Genomic DNA, 20,971 nt, shown 5'->3' on the forward strand with positions numbered 1-20,971 from the left:
AATTGTCTATCTATTATGATAAATCAATCTTAGAGAAAATTATATGTAGTTACCTACTAACTTCATCGCCATTATTCGTGTATCTCCATAAAAATACGGAATGCGACAACCGTGTCAATCCACTCGGCTTCATTGCCGAAATCGGTTTCAAGCAGCTCTTCAATCTTTTTCAGACGGTAGTACAGCGTATTCGGATGGACATGGAGTTTGTCCGCTGTCGATTTCTGGCTGCGGTTAGAGCGGATGTATGCATCCAGCGTGCCGATCAGCACAGGACCAGCATCGCGAAGCCGGTGCAGCTTGTCTTCTGCGAACCGTTCCAGGAGTTCGCGGTCGACTTCATAGAGGAGCCGTTCCAGGCCGAGCATCGAATACTCGACAATCGGAATGCCGGATCGTTTCGCATAACCGGCAGAGCGGGCTGCTTCCTGATAGGTCACTTCGAGTGCCTGGATCGGAGTCTCCCTGCCGATGCCGAAGACAGCATCGCCATCGCCCGGCCACCGCTCACGCAGCTGCCGCATCAGGTTCTGCGCCGGCTGTGCCTCATCCACCGGCAAGAGGACGATGAGCTGGAACGCATGAGTGAAGATGAGCGCATCCGGACGTTCCGATCGGACTGCCTGTTCCACGTACTTCACCATCTGCTCCTTACCGATCAGCTGGTCCGGTTCCCACAGCGGTTTCCGGCTGCCTTCGATCAGGATGCACTGCACCATCGTATCCGGACGCCAGTTCACATAACGCAGGGCCGCCTCCAATTCCTGTCCTGATAAGCCGCTCAGCAGACGGTTGAATACCTGTTCCCGGAAATGGAGCTCTTTTTCATACAGCGCATTCTCTTTGATGAGCACCAATACAATCGACAGGCTCGCCTGCTCAATGGTGAGCTTTTCCATGCTGCCGAACGTTGCGAACGGCCGGTCGAACGACAGGAAGCCGAGCATTTCGGTGCCCCGCCGGATCGGAAAGGCGGATTCCCTGTCCGCTTTCACCGGCTGTGTTCGATAAACCACAGATGAACCGATCATTCTTTCAAGCGCCGTCAGGATCGATTGAAGACCCCGCCCTTCGATCATAAGCTGATAGAACACATTGTGGATCGACACCGACGTTTCCAGCAGCGAATTTTTTTGTCGGAGAGCCTCATAGACCCGTGCGTTTTCAATGGCGATCGCACTCTGCCCCGCCATGACTTCAATCACTTTCATATCCTCTACGGTGAACACACCGTCCTGCCGGTAACTGTTGACAACCACTACGCCCAGACAGCGATCCCGATTCAATATCGGAACACAGAACGTGCTCTTGATATCTTGCTGGTAGACGCCCTTTGCATAATGCCGCTCGTTTTCTTCAGTCATATTTTCCATATGGGCTTCGATCTCCCGGCGGGACGTGAACAGCTTAGGCTGGCGATCCAAAAACACTTTTCCGGTGATCGACTCCCCTTCCGCGAATGCAATCTGACGCAAGGCGTCTTCATCGACCCCTTCCCCTCCTGCAAATCGCAGCATCCGGGTTTCCTCGTCATACAGGTACAAAAGAAAGACATCCGCCGCCTCCACCAGCCGGGAGGCCGCCCGGATGACCATATGCAGGATCTCCTCCAGTTCCAGCGACTCTGTCAGCATCGTATTGACCTCCAGCAGCTCCGTCGCCTTCCGCAACTCCATCCCTTCTCGAGCAGCCATCCTCTCACCCTTTCTGATGTTGATATTCCTTCAATTATCAGACATTTAAGCGGTTGAGACAAGAGGGGTGTTGGGGGAATCGGACACACTCCTCGGCATATCGGACACTTGCCGTGATGTATCGGACAATTCGCTGCGCATATCGGACACTTGCCCGGACATATCGGACACTTGCCCGGACATATCGGACACACCGCGCGGCATATCGGACACTTCACCGAATTTATCGGCATCTGGACACAATTCAATAACCTCAGCCATATTACTTCCCAACCCGAAAAGTCCGGATCATGGATTTTCTCTTAAACTATCTTTATACTTAGAATATACTTTCAAAAGAGGAGCGATTCGATTGGCACAGACGAAGGAATTCAATCCGAAGTGGGACTTGGACCAGATATTCAAAGGCGGAAGCACGTCCGCGGAATTGCAGGAGACGGTGGATGAATTGAAGAAAGAGATCAGCCGGATCGACAAGCAGATCGATCAGTTCGATCCCGGACAGGCGACGGCCGAAACACTCGGGGCCATCATGGATGCCGTGTCGCCGGTGCAGAAGCAGCTGCGCGATGTATCTGCATACATCAGCTGCCTGAGCGCACAGGATGTGAATGATGAAAATGCTGCGGTCTGGGTCGCGAAACGCGGGGAACTCGGCGCGAAGATGGCTGCTGTCGGCACGAAACTTGATGAAAAACTGAAGGCGGTCAATGACTCGAAATGGGATGAACTGATGCAGTCGGACGAACTTCGCGATATCGCCTTCCCGCTGACGGAAGCGCGACGCCGGGCGATGGAACTGCTGCCGCTCGATCAGGAAGTGCTCATCGGGGACTTGTCCGTCGACGGCTACCATGCGTGGAACCAGATGTACGAAACGATTGTCGGCAGCATGACCGTGCCGATCGAGGAGGACGGCGAGACGAAGCAGTACTCGATCGGGCAGGCATCCAATAAGATGTCGACACCGGACGACGGGGAACGGAAAGCATTGTTCCAGAAAATCCAGGACGAATGGCAGAAGAATGCAGCTCTCTTCGGCCAGACGCTCAACCATCTCGGCGGCTTCCGCCTGCAGGTGTACAAGCACCGCGGCTGGGATGATATCCTCCACGAGCCGCTCGAGAAGAACCGGATGAAACGCGAGACGCTCGACGCCATGTGGGGTGCGATCGAGCGCAGCAAACCGGTATTCACCGAGTTCCTCGACCGCAAAGCGCAGCTGCTCGGCCTCGACAAGCTGAGCATCTACGATATCGGTGCGCCGATCGGCAGCAGTGCAACGACGTACACATACACGGAAGGCGCCGACCGGATCATCGAGCAGTTCCGCAACTTCAGTCCAAAGATGGCCGACTTTGCGGAGAAGGCGTTCGAAAACCGCTGGATCGAGGCGGAGGACCGTGCCGGCAAGCGCCCGGGAGGCTTCTGCACGAGCTTCCCGAACAAGGAGCAGACCCGCATCTTCATGACGTACTCGGGAACCGCATCGAATCTCGCGACACTCGCCCACGAACTCGGGCACGGTTTCCATCAGCACGTCATGAACGATCTGCACGTGAAAAACCAAGGCTACGCCATGAACGTCGCGGAAACGGCGTCGACGTTCGCCGAGATGATCTTGGCGGACGCCGCCGTCAAACAGGCAGCGACAAAAGAAGAGAAAGTTGCTCTGCTGGAAGACAAAGTACGCCGCGGCGTGACGTTCTTCATGAACATCCACTCAAGGTTCCTGTTCGAACTGAAATTCTACGAAGCACGCAAGGATGGCATGGTGCCGGTCGACAAGCTCAACCAGCTCATGGTCGACGCGCAGAAGGAAGCGTACAACGACGCGCTCGCCGAATACGACCCGATGTTCTGGGCGTCGAAGCTGCATTTCCACATCACCGGCACGCCGTTCTACAACTTCCCGTACACGTTCGGCTACCTGTTCAGCCTCGGCATCTACGCCCACGCTCTTGAACAGGGCAGCGGGTTCGAGGACGATTACATCGCATTGCTGCAGGACACCGGCCGCATGACCGTCGAGGACCTCGCCGAAAAACACCTCGGCGTCGATCTAACGAAACCGGATTTCTGGGAGAACGCCATCCGGCTCTGTGCGGATGACGTGCAGGAATTCCTGGAACTGACAGCGAATTAAACGAAACGGCCCGGCCGTCTCTCTGTTACAGAGGGACAGCCGGGCATTTTTCGTTGCTGGAAACATGGCGTATCGGACATTTGGCGGACAGTATCGGACACTTCGCCCGAGTTATCGGACATTTGCCCCGATGTATCGGACACATCGGGCGACATATCGGACACATCACCGAATGTATCGGCATCCAGACACAATTCAAGGGCCTGAATGGTGCTCGCTGACGCTCGTTTCTGAGGAAGCCGCCACTCCCGCGGCTGCCCGCCAGTTCCAGGACAGGACGTTGCCGCGCAGCAAACCAGCAAGCCCGCTTTTCCCTCCGCTCGATGGCGTATCGGACAGATCGAGAGGCGTATCGGACATTTGCTCCGAGTTATCGGACATTTGCCCCGATGTATCGGACACATCGCACGACATATCGGACACATCACCAAATGTATCAGCACCCAGACACAATTCAAAAAGGCGGGCAGCCCAATAGACCGCCCGCGCTTTCCCCTCACCCGATCACCGGAACCGTTCCAGCGCGGCCAGCGTCTTCGCCCGCTCCGACTGCAGCTCGGGATCCTCGAGCAGCCGATACGTCAGCACATCCAAAAAGAACAGACTCGAAATCTGCGTGTTGACGAACTTGTCGTCCGCTGCGAGCACATGGTTCGCGACGAAGACGATTTCATCCGCGAGATCGGTCAGCTCCTCAGCGCCGCTCGTCGTCACGACGATCAGGCCGGCGCCGTTCGCTTTCGCTTCGCGAGCCGCGGCGAGCACGCTCTGCGTCTTCCCGGTTGCCGAGAAGCACATGAGCACGTCGCGTTCGCCGAGCAGCGCACTGCGCATCACCATCGTGTGGGCGTCCGTCATCGCGGCTGTGTCCATTCCCATGCGCTCCGTCCGGCTGTTGAATTCCTTGGCGATCAGCCCGGAATTCCCGACTCCGCAATACAGCACCCGGTCGGCCCGCTGCAGACGCTCGGCAATCCGGTCGATCTGCTCCATCTCCAGGAACTGCTGCGTGGAACGGATGACGGTCACATACAGATCCGACACCCGCTTGATATCGTCCTCTTCCCGCTCCCGGTCCGCCGACGACTCGAGCAGCGCGTACTTCAGCTGCTGGAAGTTGTCGAACTGCATCCTTTTGCAGAACCGGGTGATACTTGAAGGGGATACATCGATTTCTTTCGCGAGATCCGTGATGGATTTCTGCGTCACGTGCTTGTCCTCCATCAGATGCCCGGCAATCTTCCGGTCGTTTTCCGTGAATTCCGCACTGTACTTCTGCAGCCGGTTTCTAAAGTCCATGCTCGTTCCCCTCTTCGCCCAGTTTTCTTCATGATAGCATATCATTTCCTGCCCTTGCGGCTTTCCGACCATATTGACAATTTGCACATTGCTTGCTATTCTATAAAAAACATTTCCAGGATGGTGATAACTAATGAAAAACTTTTTCGGTAAAGCCCAGCAATTCGGGAAGTCGTTCATGCTTCCAATTGCAATCCTGCCGGCTGCCGGTCTCCTGCTCGGCATCGGCGGGGCGCTGTCGAATCCGAACACGCTCGTCTCCTATCCGTTCCTTGACCAGGCGTTCCCGCAGGCGCTCTTCACGATCATGAGCAGTGCGGGCAGCATCGTCTTTGCGAACCTGCCCGTCATCTTCGCTGTCGGAATTGCGATCGGACTTGCCCGCGCCGACAAAGGGACCGCGGCGCTTGCCGCACTCGTCGGCTATCTGGTCATGAATGCGACCATCAACGCAATCCTGATCATCACCGGAAGTCTTGCCGAGGACAACCTGTCTGCTGTCGGTCAAGGTACCGCGCTCGGCATCCAGACGCTTGAAATGGGCGTGTTTGGCGGAATCATCGTCGGTATCATGGCAGGCCTGCTGCACAACCGGTTCAATAAGATCGAACTGCCGCAGTATCTCGGATTCTTCGGCGGCTCCCGGTTCATCCCGATTGTCACGGCGTTTTCATCCATCATCCTTGGAACGGTCATGTACTTCGTCTGGCCGCTGTTCCAGAACCTCATTGCGGAAGCCGGCAGTCTCGTCAATGCGACCGGCGTCATCGGTACGTTCCTGTATGGGTTCATTCTCCGGATGCTCGGACCGTTCGGCCTGCACCATATCTTCTACCTGCCGTTCTGGCAGACCGGCCTCGGCGGATCGCTCGAGATCGGCGGTCACCTGGTGCAGGGGACGCAGAACATCTTCTTCGCCCAGCTGAGCGATCCGACCACGACCCGGTTCTTCGAGGGCACGTCCCGCTTCATGTCCGGCCGCTTCATCACGATGATGTTCGGCCTGCTCGGTGCAGCGCTTGCGATCTACCATACGGCGAAGCCTGAGCATAAGAAGGTCGTCGGCGGCCTCATGCTGTCGGCCGCGCTGACCTCGTTCCTGACCGGGATCACGGAACCGCTCGAGTTTTCGTTCCTGTTCGTCGCTCCGGTCCTGTACCTGATCCATGCGATCTTCGACGGGCTCGCCTTCATGATGGCGGACATTCTCAACATCACGATCGGCCAGACATTCTCCGGCGGCTTCATCGACTTCATCCTGTTCGGTGTGCTGCAGGGGCAGGCGAAGACGAACTGGATGTACGTCATTCCGGTCGGTATCGTCTGGTTCTTCCTGTACTACTTCACGTTCAAGTTCGTCATCCGGAAGTTCAACTTCAAGACCCCAGGCCGTGAGGATGAAAAACCGGCGGCTGATGGTGAAACTGCGCCGTCCGTCGATCCGCAGGGCAGCCGGCCGCATCAGATCATCGACGCACTCGGCGGCAAAGATAACATTCTGGACCTCGACAACTGCGCGACCCGCCTGCGTGTGACTGTCAAAGACCCGGCACTCGTCGATCAGGACCTGTTTGCCCCGACCGGAAGCAAAGGCGTCATCATGAACGGCACCGGCGTCCAGGTCGTCTACGGCCCGCATGTATCGATCATCAAGAACGAAGTGGAAGAGGAGCTGGAACAATGAGCAACCGCAACTTGAAACTGCCGTCCGACCTGATCGTCTCCTGCCAGGCACTGGAGGATGAACCGCTGCACTCGTCCTTCATCATGAGCAAAATGGCGCTCGCTGCCTACGAAGGCGGCGCAAAAGGCATCCGGGCGAATTCGAAGGCGGACATCGAAGCCATCCGGCAGGAAGTCACGCTGCCGGTCATCGGCATCGTCAAACGGGACTACGACGGATCGGACGTCTACATCACCGCGACCCGGAAGGAAATTGACGAACTGCTCGGCTCCGGTTGTGACGTGATCGCAATGGATGCCACGTTTGCAGCGCGTCCAGCAGAGCCGATCGAGGATCTCTTGCGCTACGTGCGCAGCGAAGCGCCCGGCACCGAACTGATGGCGGACATCGCGACCGCCGAAGAAGCGGTCCGTGCCGAGCAGCTCGGCTTCGACTATATCGGCACGACCCTGCACGGCTATACGGCCGACACGGAAGGCCGCAAGATCCACCATAACGACTTTGCATTCCTGAAGGAAGTCATCGCAGCGGTGCAGGCGCCCGTCATCGCGGAAGGCAACATCGAAACCCCCGCCATGCTGAAGCGCGCCTTCGACCTCGGCGCCTACGCAGCCGTCGTCGGCGGCGCCATCACCCGCCCGCGCGACATCACGAAGAAATTCGTCCGTGAACTGCACGGAGCGGACTTATAAGGAGTCACGGTGAACAGCCGGCAGGGAGTCGATCCCCTGCCGGCTGTTTTTCTGAGTCGCTCGGTGTATCGGCCACTTGGCCGGAGGTATCGGACAAATGGCGTGCTGTATCGGACATATCGCCGGAAGTTTCGGACAGTTGGCGCACACTATCGGACATTCTGCCGAATGTATCGGCATCCAGACACAATTCAAGGGCCTGACTGGTGCTCGCTGACGCTCGTTTCTAAGGAAGACCCGTGTCCGCGGCGACCTCTCCGAGTGCTTGCCACCCCTCGTGCCGCGCAGAAAACCGGCAAGCCCGCTCTTCTCCCCGCGTGCTGTATCGGCCATAACTCGGGAAGTATCGGACACTTCGCGCGACATATCGGACATTTCGCCCGAGGTATCGGACACTTCCCCGGAAGTATCGGACAATTGGCGCACACTATCGGACATTTCACCGAATGTATCGGCATCCAGACACAATTCACCCACATAGAAACCCCCGTCGGCCATCTGTCAGGCCAGCGGGGGAACTGTATTCATTATGCGTTCGGCGGTGTGCCTTCCGCGTTTCCTATGATTGCATCGATCTGGACCAATGCTCCGTGTGGCAGTGCAGACGCGCCAACCACGCGGCGGGCCGGTGTGCCTTCCGGGAAGAACGACTTGTATGCTTCGTCCACTGCATCGAGATCCGACAGGTCTTTTACGTACACGTTCACTTTCACTGTGTCTTCGAGAACGTGATCGATGCTTTCCACGGTCGCTTTGATGTTCGACAGGCATTGTGCCGCCTGCTCCTTCGCGCCGCCAGCGACCAGTTCACCAGTCGATGGATCGATCGGCAGCTGTGCGGACAAGTGGTTGTAATGCGAGAATGCAACTGTCTGCGTGGACAGCGGATTCTTCGGCGCATTGTCTGTGTTCCGCGCCCAGATCACGATGCCGTGACGGTCTTCGATTTCCTGCGGCGGTGTGCCGTCGCCGTGTGAGACGACTGCTTCGATCTGGACGGACGCGCCAAGGGGCAGTGCAGCTGCTTCCACAACTGTCCGTGCTGGTACATAGGCAACCGCACGGGCGATCGCAGAATCAGGGAAGAATGTTTTATAAACGTCATCCACCACGTCTGCATCCGCAAGATCTGTCAGGAAGATGGTCGTCTTCACGATATCATCGAACGGTACATCGATGCCCTCGAGAATCGCCTTGATATTCTTCAGGCACTGGACAGCCTGTCCCTTCGCACCGCCGGCAACGACGCGGCCCGTCTTCGGATCGATCGGCAATTGTGCTGACAGGTTGTTGTAGTGGGAGAACGATACGGTCTGCGTCGACAGCGCGTCCACCGGCGCATTCGGCGTGTTGTTCGTCAGCTTGATGAGATCGCCCGCCTGCGGTGCGTTCGGAATCGTCCCTTCACCGTGCGTCACGAGTGCCTCGATCTGTACCAAGGCATCCATCGGCAGTGCCGCGACGGCAACTGTCGTGCGGGATGGCACATAGGTCGGGAAGTACGTCTTGAATACTTCATCCACCGCATCCATGTCCTGGATGTCTTTCACGAAAACGCTGAGACGCGCAACGTCGCTCATGACATGATTCAGGCTGCTGACGATCGCTTCAATGTTTTTGAAGCACTGTTCTGCCTGCTCTTTGATACCGCCAGCGACCAATTTCCCTGTCGACGGATCGATCGGCAATTGTGCCGACAGGTTGTTGTAGTGGGAGAATGCGGCGCTTTGCGAAGATAGGCCCTGTTCGATCGGTGCGTGCTCCGTATTTGTTGCGGATACTGCGTTGAAGTTTGTCATGGATTCTGTCCCCTTTTCAATGAAAAATTATGTACGGCGTCCGGTGTTCACACGACCGAAGGTATGCCATTTCCGGTCTCACCCATTCAACAACCATACCACGGCAGTTTTCGAAAAATGCTGTTTTTATGAAATTGCAAGACCGCATGAAACCTTTTTTATGCGATTGGCGTTCCACGACACGGGAAGCTGGCCAGCGTTCGTCCGCCCGGGCCATATCGGACACTTCGCCGAATTTATCGGCAGGCAGACACAATTCAAGGGCCTGAATGGTGCTCGCTATCGCTCGTTTCTGTCAGAGCCGTCTTGCCCGCGGCAGCCCGCCAGTGCCCTGCAGGCACTCCGACGTGCAGAAATCGACAAGCTCGCCCGCTCTCGCCAGAGCCATATCGGACAAATCACGGGCGGTATCGGACAGATCGCCATAAGTATCGGACAATCCGCCGGAGGTATCGGACACTCGGCACGCACTATCGGACACTTCGTCGAATTTATCGGCATCCGGACACAATTCACCCGTTCAGCCCCACAAAAAAAGAGCACGACGCAGCGTCATGCCCTCCCCTCCACAACCCTATCAACTTTCCAATAAAACAAGATCCTCCTGCGTGATTTCCTTTGCTGCAGGAAGGCTGTCACCATTCCGGCTCGCGACCGCCAGCCGGTAATCCACCTTCCGTGTCATCTCCCGCGCCACCTTCTTCGCGAGACCGGCGTTGCCGAAGTTTTCATCCCGAGCAGCATACAGCTGCTCGTAGTGCGCAAGCAGCACTTCCTCCGCTTCCTCCGACAGCGTATAGCCTTCCGCCGACAGCTCGGTGATCGCGAGCAGCTCCTCCGGCGTATAATCGTCGAAATGCAGCGTCAGCCCGAACCGCCGGCGCAGCCCCGGGTTGCTGTCGAGGAATTGTTCCATCTCCCGCTCATACCCCGCTGCAAGCACAAGAAACTCCCCCTGCCGGTCGGACATCTGCTTCAGCAGGACGTCGACGGCTTTCTGGCCGTAATCATTCGCCCCGCCGCCTGCGAGTGTATATGCTTCGTCGATGAACAGCGCACTGCCCATCGCCCGCTCGATCTGTTCCGCCGTCCGCTTTTCCGTCTCACCGATGTGCGTGCCGACCAGGCTGCTGCGGTCGACTTCGATCAGCTCGCCCCGCTCCAGCAGGCCGAGCGCCTGATAGATGCCGGCGAGCACGCGGGCGACTTCCGTCTTGCCCGTGCCCGGCTTGCCGATCAGCAGCGTATGGTTCATCAGTTTATCGGCCGGATGCCCTTCGCGGCGGTAATACCGTGTCAGCTCGATCAGTTCGTCGATCTCCGCCTTCACTTGCGCCAGGCCGATGAACCGGTGCAGTTCCTCCCGTTTCCGTGCGAGCAGCGCTTCGTCGATCGGCACCTCATAGCCCGCGTGCTCCCGCTCACCCGCAGCACGCAAGACGTCTTCCTCTTCCAGCGTCGTCAGTACCGTTTCGGTCCATTCATCACGCGGAAGTGCAGCAATCCGCATCGATTGCGCCTGCGTGATCTGTTCCAGCAGCGTACGCACCATCCGGGCGTTGCCGAACGTTTCACCCCGCGTCCGGTACCGCGATGTGAGCACGTCCCGCACCGCCCGCTCCGCCGCAGCCGTCAGTGAATAGCCGTTCCCGCATTGCATCAGGAAAATCTCCATCAGCTCATCCGGTGTATAATCCGTAAACGTGATCTGTTCCGTGAACCGGTCATTCAGCCCCGGATTGGCTGCGAGGAAGCGCTCCATGTCCGCCGGGTAGCCCGCAGCGATTACGACAAACCCGCCGCGATGGTTTTCCATTGTAGGCACGAGTGTGTCGATGACCTTCTTGCCATAGTCATTGCCGGCTGCGGTCCCCGGAGCCAGCGTGTACGCTTCGTCGATGAACAGCACACCGCCCATCGCTTCCTTGATTTTCGCCTTTGTCAGCTCCTCGGAACTTCCGACGTGCGTGCCGACGAGGTCTTCGCGCTTGACCTCGACGAGATGGCCCTTTTCAAGCAGGCCGAGCCACTTGAAGAACGCACCCATCAGCCGTGCGACAGTCGTCTTCCCCGTGCCGGGATTGCCCGCGAACACCATATGGGGCGCCAATGTCGGGCTTGCGTTCAACCCCCGTTCCGCCTTGAACTGGTTGACCTCCATGAGACTCATCATGCTCTTCAGCTTATATTTGACGTCCGACAGCCCGATGAACCCATCCAGTTCTTCCATGAGGAGGCCGAGCAGCTGCGGATCACTGAACGCCATGCTGTCCACAGGCGGCGGAGCCTCTGAGACACCCGCCGGCCGCGCCATCGCAAGCTTCGTGTTGATCAGCTGCGGCTCGCTGCCATCTGCCGCGGCCAAATCGCCTCCGCGGTTTTCCGCAAACAGGCAGTCTTCAAGGACAGGCGCCGACTGTTCCAGCCGCAGACCCGCTTTCATACCGCCCATAACCTGCACTGCCCGGAACGCAGCGGACGGGCATGCCTGCAGGATGACCTGATCATCCGCATGGCTGTGGAACTTGGCATCTGCCACCGACACTTGCTGCACGCGTACCAATTCCAGCCCAGATGCACTGCCGTCGTAGATTTCGCACACCGTCATCGAAATCTCCGCGGATTCCTCCGCAGCGAGCTGTGTCCGCCTGTTCCGGAACAGCGCCGTCCGTTCCAATGAAACACGCGCACCCCGGCCCGCCAGCAGTCCGTTCTTCCCGCTGTTCGTTATCCGGCAGTCGGTGATCTCCGCAGCTGCCGCATAGCCGAGCAGGACGTTCGAACCCTGATGTGCGGATACCGTACTCCCGGACGCCTGAAGTGACGATTGTTTCACGAGCACGCCGGAACTGCCGCCGCCCGCGACTTCGGAGGCAGACAGCGTCACATCCGATTCATCGGACGCCGATACCTGCACCCCGGCATGCCGGCGGATGACCGAATCGGACACCCGGAGCCGGCTGTCAGCGACAGAGATCCCTCTTTCCCTGCCGTCCGTCACATCACAGTCGATCAGCGTCAATGCGCTTTCATTCCTCGCCGACAGCTGCGTGCTCTGGTGATAGTGGACCTTCGAACCGAGGAAGGTGCACGCGGAGCGATCGCACAGCAGTCCGCCCGCAGCCCCTGACAGCAGCTCGGTCCCCTTGACGGTCACCGCACTGCCGTCCGTGCAGAAGAGCTGGTCGCCTGCCTGCCCTTTGAACCGCGAGGCGGAAATCCCGGCCTTCGATCCGCTCACCATCATACCGGCCGCTCCGCCGTCTTCAAGCACACAGGATACCAGCTGCACATCCGAACCATCAGCCGCTTCGATCTGCGCCGCTGCCTGCGTCCGGAAGACACAATTCCGCAGGACACCGTCTGATGCGTCGAATGAAAACCCCGCACCGTTGCCGACGAGGACACGGACGTCATCCGCCTCCACCGAACTTTCCTGTTCCGCACGGAGCTGCGCGCCGCCATTGCCGATGAACGAACTTTTCGTCAGGATCGCCCGGCTGCCCCCCGTCAGCAGAAGTCCTTCCTGCTGGCCGCCGAGAACGCCGCACTCCGTCAGCGCAGCCTGCCCGCCGTCGCGCACTGAAATCTGCGCAGTTTCGACCGTCTCCTCGACGATGCAGCCGAACAGGACCAGCCGCCCGGACACCCGGATGCCGCCGAGATTCTTCCGGAACACCGTCTGCTTTGCGGACACCTTGGCCCCCGCTTCCACCTGCAGGGGATGCCCCTGGATACCGGAGAACAGGCAGCGGCGGAGGGTCACCTGTCCGGAATCGGCCTGGAGTCCTGCAGGCTGCGCGTCCGCGCCGATCGTGAGCCCCTCAAGATGGACTTCCCCAGCCGCAGCGACCCGCACACCGCCCGCAAGACGGACAGCATCCGGCTCTTTGCCGGCACTGCTGAGCGTCAGCGGCTTATCTATAAGGAGAGTCTCGTAATAACTCCCATTTCCGATTTCAATACGGTCCCCCGGCTGCGCATCGTCAAGCGCAGCCTGTATCGCTGTGCAGGCTGCGTCCTGGTCCCCTGATACTTGAATCACCGCCAAATCCCCCGCCTCCTCTCCAATAGTGGACTTCATTTACACACCGAACGCATTACTTTTTAATCAACACCCGCACAAGTTCCCGTGCAGAAACATATATTCTCATTTTACCATAATTCACTGTCGCAGTGCTGCATGAACAGCTTTCTCCCCCGCTGTTTTCACGCTCTGCGCCGGCCATATCGGACACTTCCCGCGAAGTATCGGACACATCGCGCAGAGTATCGGACAGATTCCCCGACTTATCGGACACTTCGCACGACATATCGGACACTTCGCCGAATATATCGGCACTCGGACACAATTCACTCTCCCCCGAGACCCGACGGATCGCCCTCGGGCAGGCACGGCGAGGGTGGACGAAACGGAAACTGCGGAACCATCTGACAGCGCAAACGGCTTGTTCCACGCAAAACGGCCGTCCGGAGAACTGTCTCCGGGCGGCTGTCTGCGCGGACAAGGAGAATGCTCATCCGCTGCGGTCGCAATCATCCTGCCTGTCATAAGCCAATCTGTTCCCACCGATGCGCTTACCGAAATACCGATGTCATAACGGCTTCACAGAGTATCCTCGTGACAGATTCAAGATCACCCCCTTAACGGGCTATACTGGCTGTTCCGAAGATGCCTTATCCCGCTTCGGGCGGAGGCCTGTGAAGTGCTCGATACACGCGTGATACCTCGCCCGGCATTTGCTCACATTCGACGGGAATGAGCTGTGGAGCGGATGGGGCAGACTCTCGGCGAGCGGATACTCAAGTTTTCCGGCGTCTGCCAGCTGCCTAAGCGTCCGCTGCACTTCCCCGCTCAGGGGGACGATTGCCGACGGCCGCACAATCGCCATCTCGGCCAGGAAGGAATCGATGAAATGGTGGCGGACGGACCCAGGGATATTATAGTAATTTAAATTCCTGCCGTTCCGCATGAATCCATACCAAGATATATTGGTCAGGTACACGGCATCCTGGAACCCGCCCGCCTCATAGGCCTCCATCACAGACAGCATGAACTGGGCAGCCCGCTCCTGTTCGGGCTTGCGGCCGTGCATGTCCACCCCGGGCATCAGCCGGCTGATCCCATCAAAATCGATGAACGGGACACCCGTCTTCCCGGCACCGTATTGACCCGGATTGATGCCGCAGAGGACGAGGCGGTGACCCGGTTTGGAATAGAACGTATTATAATACCGCCTGCCCAGTTCCGCCTGTTCAGCAAAACCGGGCAATATGTAGATCCCTTCGCGTGCCAGTTCCTCCTGCACCTCCTCTTCCCGCTTCAGCCAATCCATGAATGACAGATGCAAATCGATGACCCTCTCCAAGAGTCTCCACTCCTTCCTGCAGCACTCGGGGTACTCATCTGGTGCGCTAATGATATACCATACTTTCTCATATTTCCGATTTTATCAGAAAACAAAGGAAAAGGAAGAGTTTTTTACTACGAAAAATAATATATAAATTAATATAGATGAGAATTAAAACAAATACATTCACTTTCACAGCCTGACTTCCGCCGGCTGATCGAACAGGCGCTCAAGCAGAACGTGAAATCGACGTGCGAAGCGGCAGGCGCCGACTACAAACTGGACTACGTCCGCGACTGCCCGTCCATCTGGAACGATCCGGCGGAGACGGCACACGTGAAAGAGGTCGCTGCGGAGAACGTCCGCTGCACGGTTTTTTGTGGGTCACGGCTACTCACGCCACAGTATCGGACAGTTGGCGGGTGATATCGGACACTTCAACGGATGTATCGGACACTTGAGCCAGCATATCGGACACTTCCCCGAATTTATCGGCATCCGGACACAATTCAACCCCTGATTGGTGCTCGCTCCGCTCGTTTTCCTTGGGGACACGACGACCGCGGCGACCTACCTTCTAAAACAGCTCATCCCGGCGCGCAGGAAACCGACAAGCCAGCTCTTCTCAAGGCGATATCGGACATATGGCGGGACGTATCGGACATATGGCGCGATGTATCGGACACTTCAACGGATGTATCGGACACTTGAGCCAGCATATCGGACACTTCCCCGAATTTATCGACATCTGGACACAATTCAAGAGCCAAACGGTATCCGTCCGCAGCTCGTTTTCCGCGGCGGCTCAAAAAATGCACCACCGCCGACACGCATTTCACGGAACCTGTTATGCAGAAACCTTTACTATTCCCGGCAAATACCTTAACATTAAAAGAGTAAACTAATTACACGAAAATCTGTGGCAGGACTATCAACGGGCAGACCGGTAACCTATGTTGTCATCGTCCTGCGGAGTACAAGGTATGGGAGCCTCCCATATACGCAAACTTGTTGAAGAAGATGCTTCTGTGAGGATCAATGACAGTCCAGGGACACATGATTAGCATTCCCCGGCGGAACGGGTAGATAGTATCTGACAAGTCAATTCAAAAATACGGATAGGGAGTGGAGCATATGACAGGAATGATGGAAGGAAAAGCAGGTCTCGTGACCGGAGCAGGTTCAGGGATCGGACGGGCGTCAGCACTTGCCTTCGCACGGGAAGGCGCGAAAGTGATGGTTTCGGATGTGAATGAACAAGCAGGCGAAGAGACGGTCCAGCTCATCAAGGACATGGGCGGCGAAGCGGCGTTCTTCAAATGTGACGTCAGCGACGAAGAACAGGTCATCGGCCTCGTCGACAAGACAGTCGAGACGTTCGGCCAGCTCGATTTCGCACATAACAACGCAGGCATCAACAAAGGGCTCGTGCCGATCGGCGACATGGAGTCCAAGGACTGGGACATCACGCTGAAAGTCACACTGTACGGTACCTTCTACTGCATCAAGCATGAAGTCAACGCGATGCTGAAATCCGGCGGCGGTGCAATCGTCAACTCGGCGTCCGGCGCAGGACTCGAAGGCTCTCCGAACATGGCGCCGTACACGGCATCGAAACACGCAATCGTCGGCCTCACCAAGTCGGTCGCACTCGAATACGGTCAAAAAGGCATCACCATCAACTCCATCGCACCGGGTGCTACGGTCACACCGGCCATCGAGCACTGGGCGCAGACATCGCCGGAGCAGTACCAAGGCGTCCTGAAGACGCTGCCGGCCGGACGCATGTCCACGGCGGAAGAGCAGGCGGACGCAGCTGTCTTCCTCTGTTCCAATATGGCTCGCTCGATCAGTGGCGTCACGCTCGCTGTCGACGGCGGCTACACTGCCGGCAAGATGCAGCAGTGATCATCACAAAGACAGCTGTTAGAAAAGGATCCCCTCCCTGTTTACGGGAGAGGATCCTTTTCTCATTGATCATTGAGTGCCCGTACTGAGGATATCGGACAAATCCCGTGACGTATCGGACATATGGACGGACTTATCGGACATTTGGCGACGGGTATCGGACATTTCAGCCGGGATATCGGACACTTCGCCGAATATATCGGCATCCGGACACAATTCAGTGTATATCCCTCCCCCATCCGCCCCTCTTGGAAATACTTACAATCAAACTATCAGGCTGTGCACGCCGTCTGGTATACTGAATCCACCAACAAAAAAGGAGTGATTGCATTGAAGAAATTCGGTAGTTTCCTGCTGTCGTTCGCTCTCGTACTCGGTATCATTTCCCCATCCGCCAGCGCAGCCACCAACTTCAGCGACGTGAACAAATCCACATCGTTCTACAGCGAAATCCAGTTCCTCGTCGACGCTGAAATCATCAGCGGCTATTATGACGGTACCTTCAAGCCGCAGAAGAACGTCACGCGCGGCGAGGCGGCGATCATGATCGGCCGTATGATGGAACTGGACGGCACGAAACGTGCGACGAAATTCAAGGACGTACCCGCCTCCCACTCCGGCAGCGGCTATATCGCAAGCGCTGTCAGCGAAAAGGTGATCTCCGGCTATCCGGACGGCACATTCCGTCCGAACCAGCAGATTTCCCGCGGCGACATGGCGATCATCCTCGCGAACGCTTTCGACCTGAACTTCCGCCCGCACTATACGTTCAGTGACGTGACATCGCGCATGAAAGCGTACGGTCCGGTCCTCGCACTCGCAGCCGAATCGATCACGACCGGTTATGCGAACGGCACGTTCAAACCGAATGATAACGTCACGCGCGGCCAGTTCTCCGCATTCCTCGCACGCGGCCTGAGCCCGGTGTACAAACAGAAAGCGGCACTCGCCGGCGGCTATGCGCAGAACATGACGAAGCAGTACACGTATGCTGAGGCGGATGGCGACGTCGTCCACACGTACAAGTACATCGACGGTACGATCAACGGCATGCCGCTCGGCTTCATGTGGGAAGCGGAACGCATGAAAGACGGCGCGACCGTCCAATACATGCAGTTCGAGAACAGGGACAGCCTCGCATCCGGCTTGCCGTACTCGGACATCTCCATCGACCTGAAATACCCGGCGACCCTCCACAAATCATGGAAGTCCTATGGTAATTCCAATGACTATGAAACGATCACCAAAGTGAATACGACGGTGACAACTCCTTACAAGACCTTCACGAACGCGATCGAAGTCAAAGGGTCCAGCGGCTACAAGAGCTATTACGTGCCGAACGTCGGACAGGTGAAGACGATCGATCCGTCCGGCAAAACCGTCAGCCAGCTGAAGTCCATCAAGTAATTCCAGCGATGCGAAAAGCCTGCAGCCTCCCTCATGGGCTGCAGGCTTTTTATATGCACGCAGAACTGGCGCATGCCGCGTATCGGACAATTCGACGGACATATCGGACACTTGGCGCAGCGTATCGGACACTTGGACCTGAGTATCGGACATTTCGGCGAAAGTATCGGACACTTCACCGAATTCATCGGCATCCGGACACAATTCACCTCGCACGGAAGCCGCCACCAACGCTAGTCCGCCAGCACAAATTTCACAGCACCTATGCCGACATCCACCTTCAGCTCGATCACCGTCTCCGCCCCTTCGTACGCCTCGTTGACATAGACACCCTTTCCTTTGTCGATGAACCCTTCGGCATCCACTGTCCCAAGACCCTTATCGACAGTCACCCGGACCCCGGTCCCTTTTGGCAGGAGGACCTTCAGATCGCCCACGCCCCCGTCGATCTTTGCGTCAAATCCATCCTGCCAGTCCCCCGCCAGATTCACGGTCATGTCGCCCACGCCGGCATCGACGGACAGCCGGCTCAGCCGGATCCCCGCCAAGTCCAGGTTTGTCTCAGCGACTGCTGCATCCACACGGAGATCGACCGGAATCTCGTCCGTCAATCGGAGCGTCCAGTCATTGCGCTTTTTGCCCATCGTCCCGAACGCATTCATCTTCTGATGGATGGTGAGATGCCCCGTCCCCTTCTTCTCCCGATACCGGACAGACGGCCGCCATTTCTTCACGTTGGTGTCGAGAACACCTTCCGCCCAGCCTTCAGCTCCCCCTTCGATCTGCAGATTCCCGGCCCCGAACGTCACATCGACGTTCAGCGAAGACGCCGCATCCTTGCCGATATCGACTTCCTGCGCGCCTTTGTCTGACAGGAAAAATCCGAACGCCCGATTCGCCTGCAGGCCGAGTCCCGCAACAACCGCCAGCACAATCAGCCCGATCCAATACTTCCTCACACAACCACCCCTTTTCATCCAGTATAAGCGAGTGTTCTGACAATTACCTCAACCCACTGGATGAAAAGCGGCTCGGACGAAAGGATGAGATCAGCTGCTGCGTCACCTTCGCTTGCGATAACGGACATATTCCGTGAAGTATCGGACATTCGGCACGATGTATCGGACACTTCGCGGGAGTTATCGGACACTTCGCCGAATTTATCGGCATCCGCGCACAATTCAACTCCCTGATTGGTGCTCGCCTGCGGCTCGTTTCCTGTCGCAGCATCTCTGTGCGCGGCACCTCGCCACTTCCAATAAAACCCCCGGCCGCGCAGAAAACCCGACAAGCCAGCCCTCCCCACTGGGCATATCGGACAAATCCGGCGAAGTATCGGACATTCCGCCGGAGGTATCGGACACTTGGCACGAAGTATCGGACAGTTCAGCCGGCCTATCGGACATATCGCCGAATTTATCGGCAGCCGAACACAATTCAACCCCCTGATTGGTGCTCGCTGCCGCTCGTTTTCTGTCAAAACACCAAGCTCACCAATCGATCATTTCCGGATAATCTCCCTTGTATTGGAGTTCTTCCACATCGACGCCGTAATGCCGGGCAGCGTCCAGGAACTCCGCGTGCAGTTCGGCGTACCGGGCATTCTTCTCATTCACCCGTTTCACCATGACACTGATCGAATTGAACCGCTCGTCCGCATCCATATGCAGGAAGTTCAGGTTCAATTCATCGATGTACTGTGTGAGATAGCGGGAATACGAGTTGCCGCGCCCCGCCCGTAAATAACGCTTGCATCTGCTGAACTTGCTCTCCGGCAGCGTTTCCGACAGGCATGTCTGGACGGCAGCCTGGAATTTCCGGACAGTCGCCGTGACCGGATCCCACAACGGCGGCTTCTTCTGGTGTTCCCGGATACCGATGAAATCATTGAGGGCAAAGCTGATGAACAACAGCTCCGGCCAAAGGATCCCGCATTGCAGGTAGACATTCGATTCACTGCACGCGATCGATTGCCGCAGCCGCTTTTCCCGATCCATACCATTCGGGACAAAGCGGGTTCCCCGATTCCCCATCATTGCGTGGCGCAGATCGTACCAGAGGCCGAGCACCCGTGTCCGTACAGCATCATAGTGGACATACTCCCCTTCCTCCCCGACAATCTCATGCAGGGCCTCGTACAAATCATCGAAATCATTCAAATCACCCGTCACATAGACCCCTGCGTGATTCGGCGTATCTTCGAGATGGATCATGCCTGTCTCCCCCTTTTCACTTCCATTCTTTTATTACACTATACGAAATCGTCTTGATTCCGACAATCCCTCCAACCATCTACCACCGGACCTGCGCAAGCCGTCTGATGCATCCTGCTGCTCGTTGTGATAAGTTAGCAGCAGATGCCCGCACGCGGTAAGACTTGAATGCGGCGCTTGGCATTCCGGAACCATCGATTGAATGCATACTAAATACACATAAGACCGAGCCAGACAGACCTCATCGCTGCCGGCACTGACAAGGAGACGATTCAATATGGAAAAACGACCACTCGCAACGCTGCAAGTAAAAGGAAAAATGGAAGACGGCTTGAAGAACAGCATTCATGTCAGGGACTTACCCCCATTCACCGTGGATGAACCCGAGCGGCTCGGCGGTACGAATGCCGGTCCGAATCCATTGGAATACTTTCTCGGCGCCTTATCCGCCTGTACATCCATCATGGCAGCCTATGTCGCAAAGGACATGGATTTCAACTACACTGATTTTACGTACGAGTCATCCGGAACGCTGGATCCGCGCGGCTTCAAAGGTGTGGAAGGCGTGCAGACCTACTTCCAGACGGTCCAGCTGGATGTGGTCATCGAAACCGAGGAGACAGAAGCCAGATTGGAGCAGTTCAGAGAGACCGTCGAATCCAGATGTCCGCTCTACAATCTGCTGAAAGACGCAGGCGTGGAAGTGACCGGCCGCTGGTCGAAGAGGTGATTGGTTCCCTCCATCCGTTCAGGTTTTGAGAAGACGCCTTCCGATAGC

18 protein-coding genes are annotated in these 20,971 nt (G+C 57.0%); 8 read left to right on the plus strand and 10 right to left on the minus strand.

Annotated features, from left to right (window positions below; all coding sequences use genetic code 11):
• Positions 1–71: 71 nt before the first annotated feature.
• Both BN1190_RS13050 and BN1190_RS14900 read right to left on the minus strand, forming a co-directional pair.
• The gene (locus BN1190_RS13050) at positions 72–1,694 is read right to left on the minus strand and encodes a helix-turn-helix domain-containing protein (RefSeq protein ID WP_082023414.1); all 1,623 of its coding nucleotides are present in this window, start codon (positions 1,692–1,694) and stop codon (positions 72–74) included.
• A 45-nt stretch (positions 1,695–1,739) separates the two neighbouring features.
• On the minus strand, positions 1,740–1,955 hold the full coding sequence (locus tag BN1190_RS14900; RefSeq protein ID WP_144036109.1) for a hypothetical protein: 216 nt from the start codon (positions 1,953–1,955) through the stop codon (positions 1,740–1,742).
• Between the two features lie 91 nt (positions 1,956–2,046).
• On the opposite strand from BN1190_RS14900, the gene BN1190_RS13055 reads away from it, so the two are divergent.
• Positions 2,047–3,840, plus strand: a complete 1,794-nt coding sequence (locus tag BN1190_RS13055; RefSeq protein WP_040287447.1) for a M3 family oligoendopeptidase — start codon at positions 2,047–2,049, stop codon at positions 3,838–3,840.
• Between the two features lie 504 nt (positions 3,841–4,344).
• Here BN1190_RS13055 and BN1190_RS14905 read toward each other — a convergent pair.
• The gene (locus BN1190_RS14905; protein WP_040287448.1) at positions 4,345–5,139 is read right to left on the minus strand and encodes a MurR/RpiR family transcriptional regulator; all 795 of its coding nucleotides are present in this window, start codon (positions 5,137–5,139) and stop codon (positions 4,345–4,347) included.
• A 133-nt stretch (positions 5,140–5,272) separates the two neighbouring features.
• On the opposite strand from BN1190_RS14905, the gene BN1190_RS13070 reads away from it, so the two are divergent.
• Both BN1190_RS13070 and BN1190_RS13075 read left to right on the plus strand, forming a co-directional pair.
• Complete coding sequence (locus tag BN1190_RS13070) at positions 5,273–6,823, plus strand: maltose/glucose-specific PTS transporter subunit IIC (protein WP_040287449.1); 1,551 nt, start codon at positions 5,273–5,275, stop codon at positions 6,821–6,823.
• Entirely contained in the window at positions 6,820–7,515 is a 696-nt protein-coding gene (locus tag BN1190_RS13075; protein ID WP_040287450.1) for an N-acetylmannosamine-6-phosphate 2-epimerase, read from the plus strand. Before BN1190_RS13070 ends, BN1190_RS13075 begins: the two co-directional genes overlap by 4 nt.
• Positions 7,516–8,042: 527 nt before the next feature.
• Here BN1190_RS13075 and BN1190_RS13080 read toward each other — a convergent pair.
• The gene (locus BN1190_RS13080; RefSeq protein WP_040287451.1) at positions 8,043–9,314 is read right to left on the minus strand and encodes a RidA family protein; all 1,272 of its coding nucleotides are present in this window, start codon (positions 9,312–9,314) and stop codon (positions 8,043–8,045) included.
• Positions 9,315–9,474: 160 nt separating this feature from the next.
• Here BN1190_RS13080 and BN1190_RS13085 point away from each other — a divergent pair, with 160 nt between their 5' ends.
• On the plus strand, positions 9,475–9,906 hold the full coding sequence (locus BN1190_RS13085) for a hypothetical protein (RefSeq protein WP_040287452.1): 432 nt from the start codon (positions 9,475–9,477) through the stop codon (positions 9,904–9,906).
• Here BN1190_RS13085 and BN1190_RS13090 read toward each other — a convergent pair.
• The 3 genes from BN1190_RS13090 to BN1190_RS14910 all read right to left on the minus strand — a co-directional run bounded on the left by BN1190_RS13090 (position 9,892) and on the right by BN1190_RS14910 (position 15,474).
• A complete protein-coding gene (locus BN1190_RS13090; protein ID WP_244898737.1) occupies positions 9,892–13,359 on the minus strand; it encodes a right-handed parallel beta-helix repeat-containing protein in 3,468 nt (1,155 codons plus the stop codon). The two genes, BN1190_RS13085 and BN1190_RS13090, sit on opposite strands and share 15 nt — an antisense overlap.
• Positions 13,360–13,966: 607 nt before the next feature.
• A complete protein-coding gene (locus BN1190_RS13100) occupies positions 13,967–14,683 on the minus strand; it encodes a uracil-DNA glycosylase family protein (RefSeq protein WP_052461877.1) in 717 nt (238 codons plus the stop codon).
• Between the two features lie 569 nt (positions 14,684–15,252).
• Complete coding sequence (locus BN1190_RS14910) at positions 15,253–15,474, minus strand: hypothetical protein (protein ID WP_144036111.1); 222 nt, start codon at positions 15,472–15,474, stop codon at positions 15,253–15,255.
• 325 nt (positions 15,475–15,799) lie between these two features.
• On the opposite strand from BN1190_RS14910, the gene BN1190_RS13105 reads away from it, so the two are divergent.
• The 3 genes from BN1190_RS13105 (at position 15,800) to BN1190_RS15085 (ending at position 18,217) form a co-directional block, all read left to right on the plus strand.
• Complete coding sequence (locus BN1190_RS13105; RefSeq protein WP_040287455.1) at positions 15,800–16,573, plus strand: SDR family NAD(P)-dependent oxidoreductase; 774 nt, start codon at positions 15,800–15,802, stop codon at positions 16,571–16,573.
• Positions 16,574–16,903: 330 nt separating this feature from the next.
• On the plus strand, positions 16,904–17,980 hold the full coding sequence (locus tag BN1190_RS13110) for an S-layer homology domain-containing protein (protein WP_179860792.1): 1,077 nt from the start codon (positions 16,904–16,906) through the stop codon (positions 17,978–17,980).
• 72 nt (positions 17,981–18,052) lie between these two features.
• Positions 18,053–18,217 carry a hypothetical protein gene (locus tag BN1190_RS15085; protein WP_179860793.1) on the plus strand — a complete coding sequence of 55 codons (165 nt, stop codon included), beginning with the start codon at positions 18,053–18,055 and terminating at the stop codon, positions 18,215–18,217.
• Here the strand turns inward: BN1190_RS15085 and BN1190_RS13115 are convergent.
• The 3 genes from BN1190_RS13115 to BN1190_RS13125 form a co-directional block, all read right to left on the minus strand.
• Complete coding sequence (locus BN1190_RS13115) at positions 18,214–18,939, minus strand: toast rack family protein (protein ID WP_052461879.1); 726 nt, start codon at positions 18,937–18,939, stop codon at positions 18,214–18,216. The genes BN1190_RS15085 and BN1190_RS13115 overlap by 4 nt on opposite strands.
• Before the next feature lie 14 nt (positions 18,940–18,953).
• On the minus strand, positions 18,954–19,271 hold the full coding sequence (locus BN1190_RS13120) for a hypothetical protein (protein WP_144036112.1): 318 nt from the start codon (positions 19,269–19,271) through the stop codon (positions 18,954–18,956).
• Positions 19,272–19,470: 199 nt separating this feature from the next.
• Positions 19,471–20,193, minus strand: coding sequence for a DUF6904 family protein (locus tag BN1190_RS13125; RefSeq protein WP_040287457.1), 723 nt, complete (start codon positions 20,191–20,193; stop codon positions 19,471–19,473).
• Positions 20,194–20,470: 277 nt separating this feature from the next.
• On the opposite strand from BN1190_RS13125, the gene BN1190_RS13130 reads away from it, so the two are divergent.
• Positions 20,471–20,923: an OsmC family protein gene (locus BN1190_RS13130; RefSeq protein ID WP_040287458.1), complete on the plus strand. Its 453-nt coding sequence runs from the start codon at positions 20,471–20,473 to the stop codon at positions 20,921–20,923.
• Positions 20,924–20,971: the final 48 nt, after the last annotated feature.

Source organism: Sporosarcina koreensis (assembly GCF_000826145.2).
Lineage (GTDB): Bacteria > Bacillota > Bacilli > Bacillales_A > Planococcaceae > Sporosarcina > Sporosarcina trichiuri.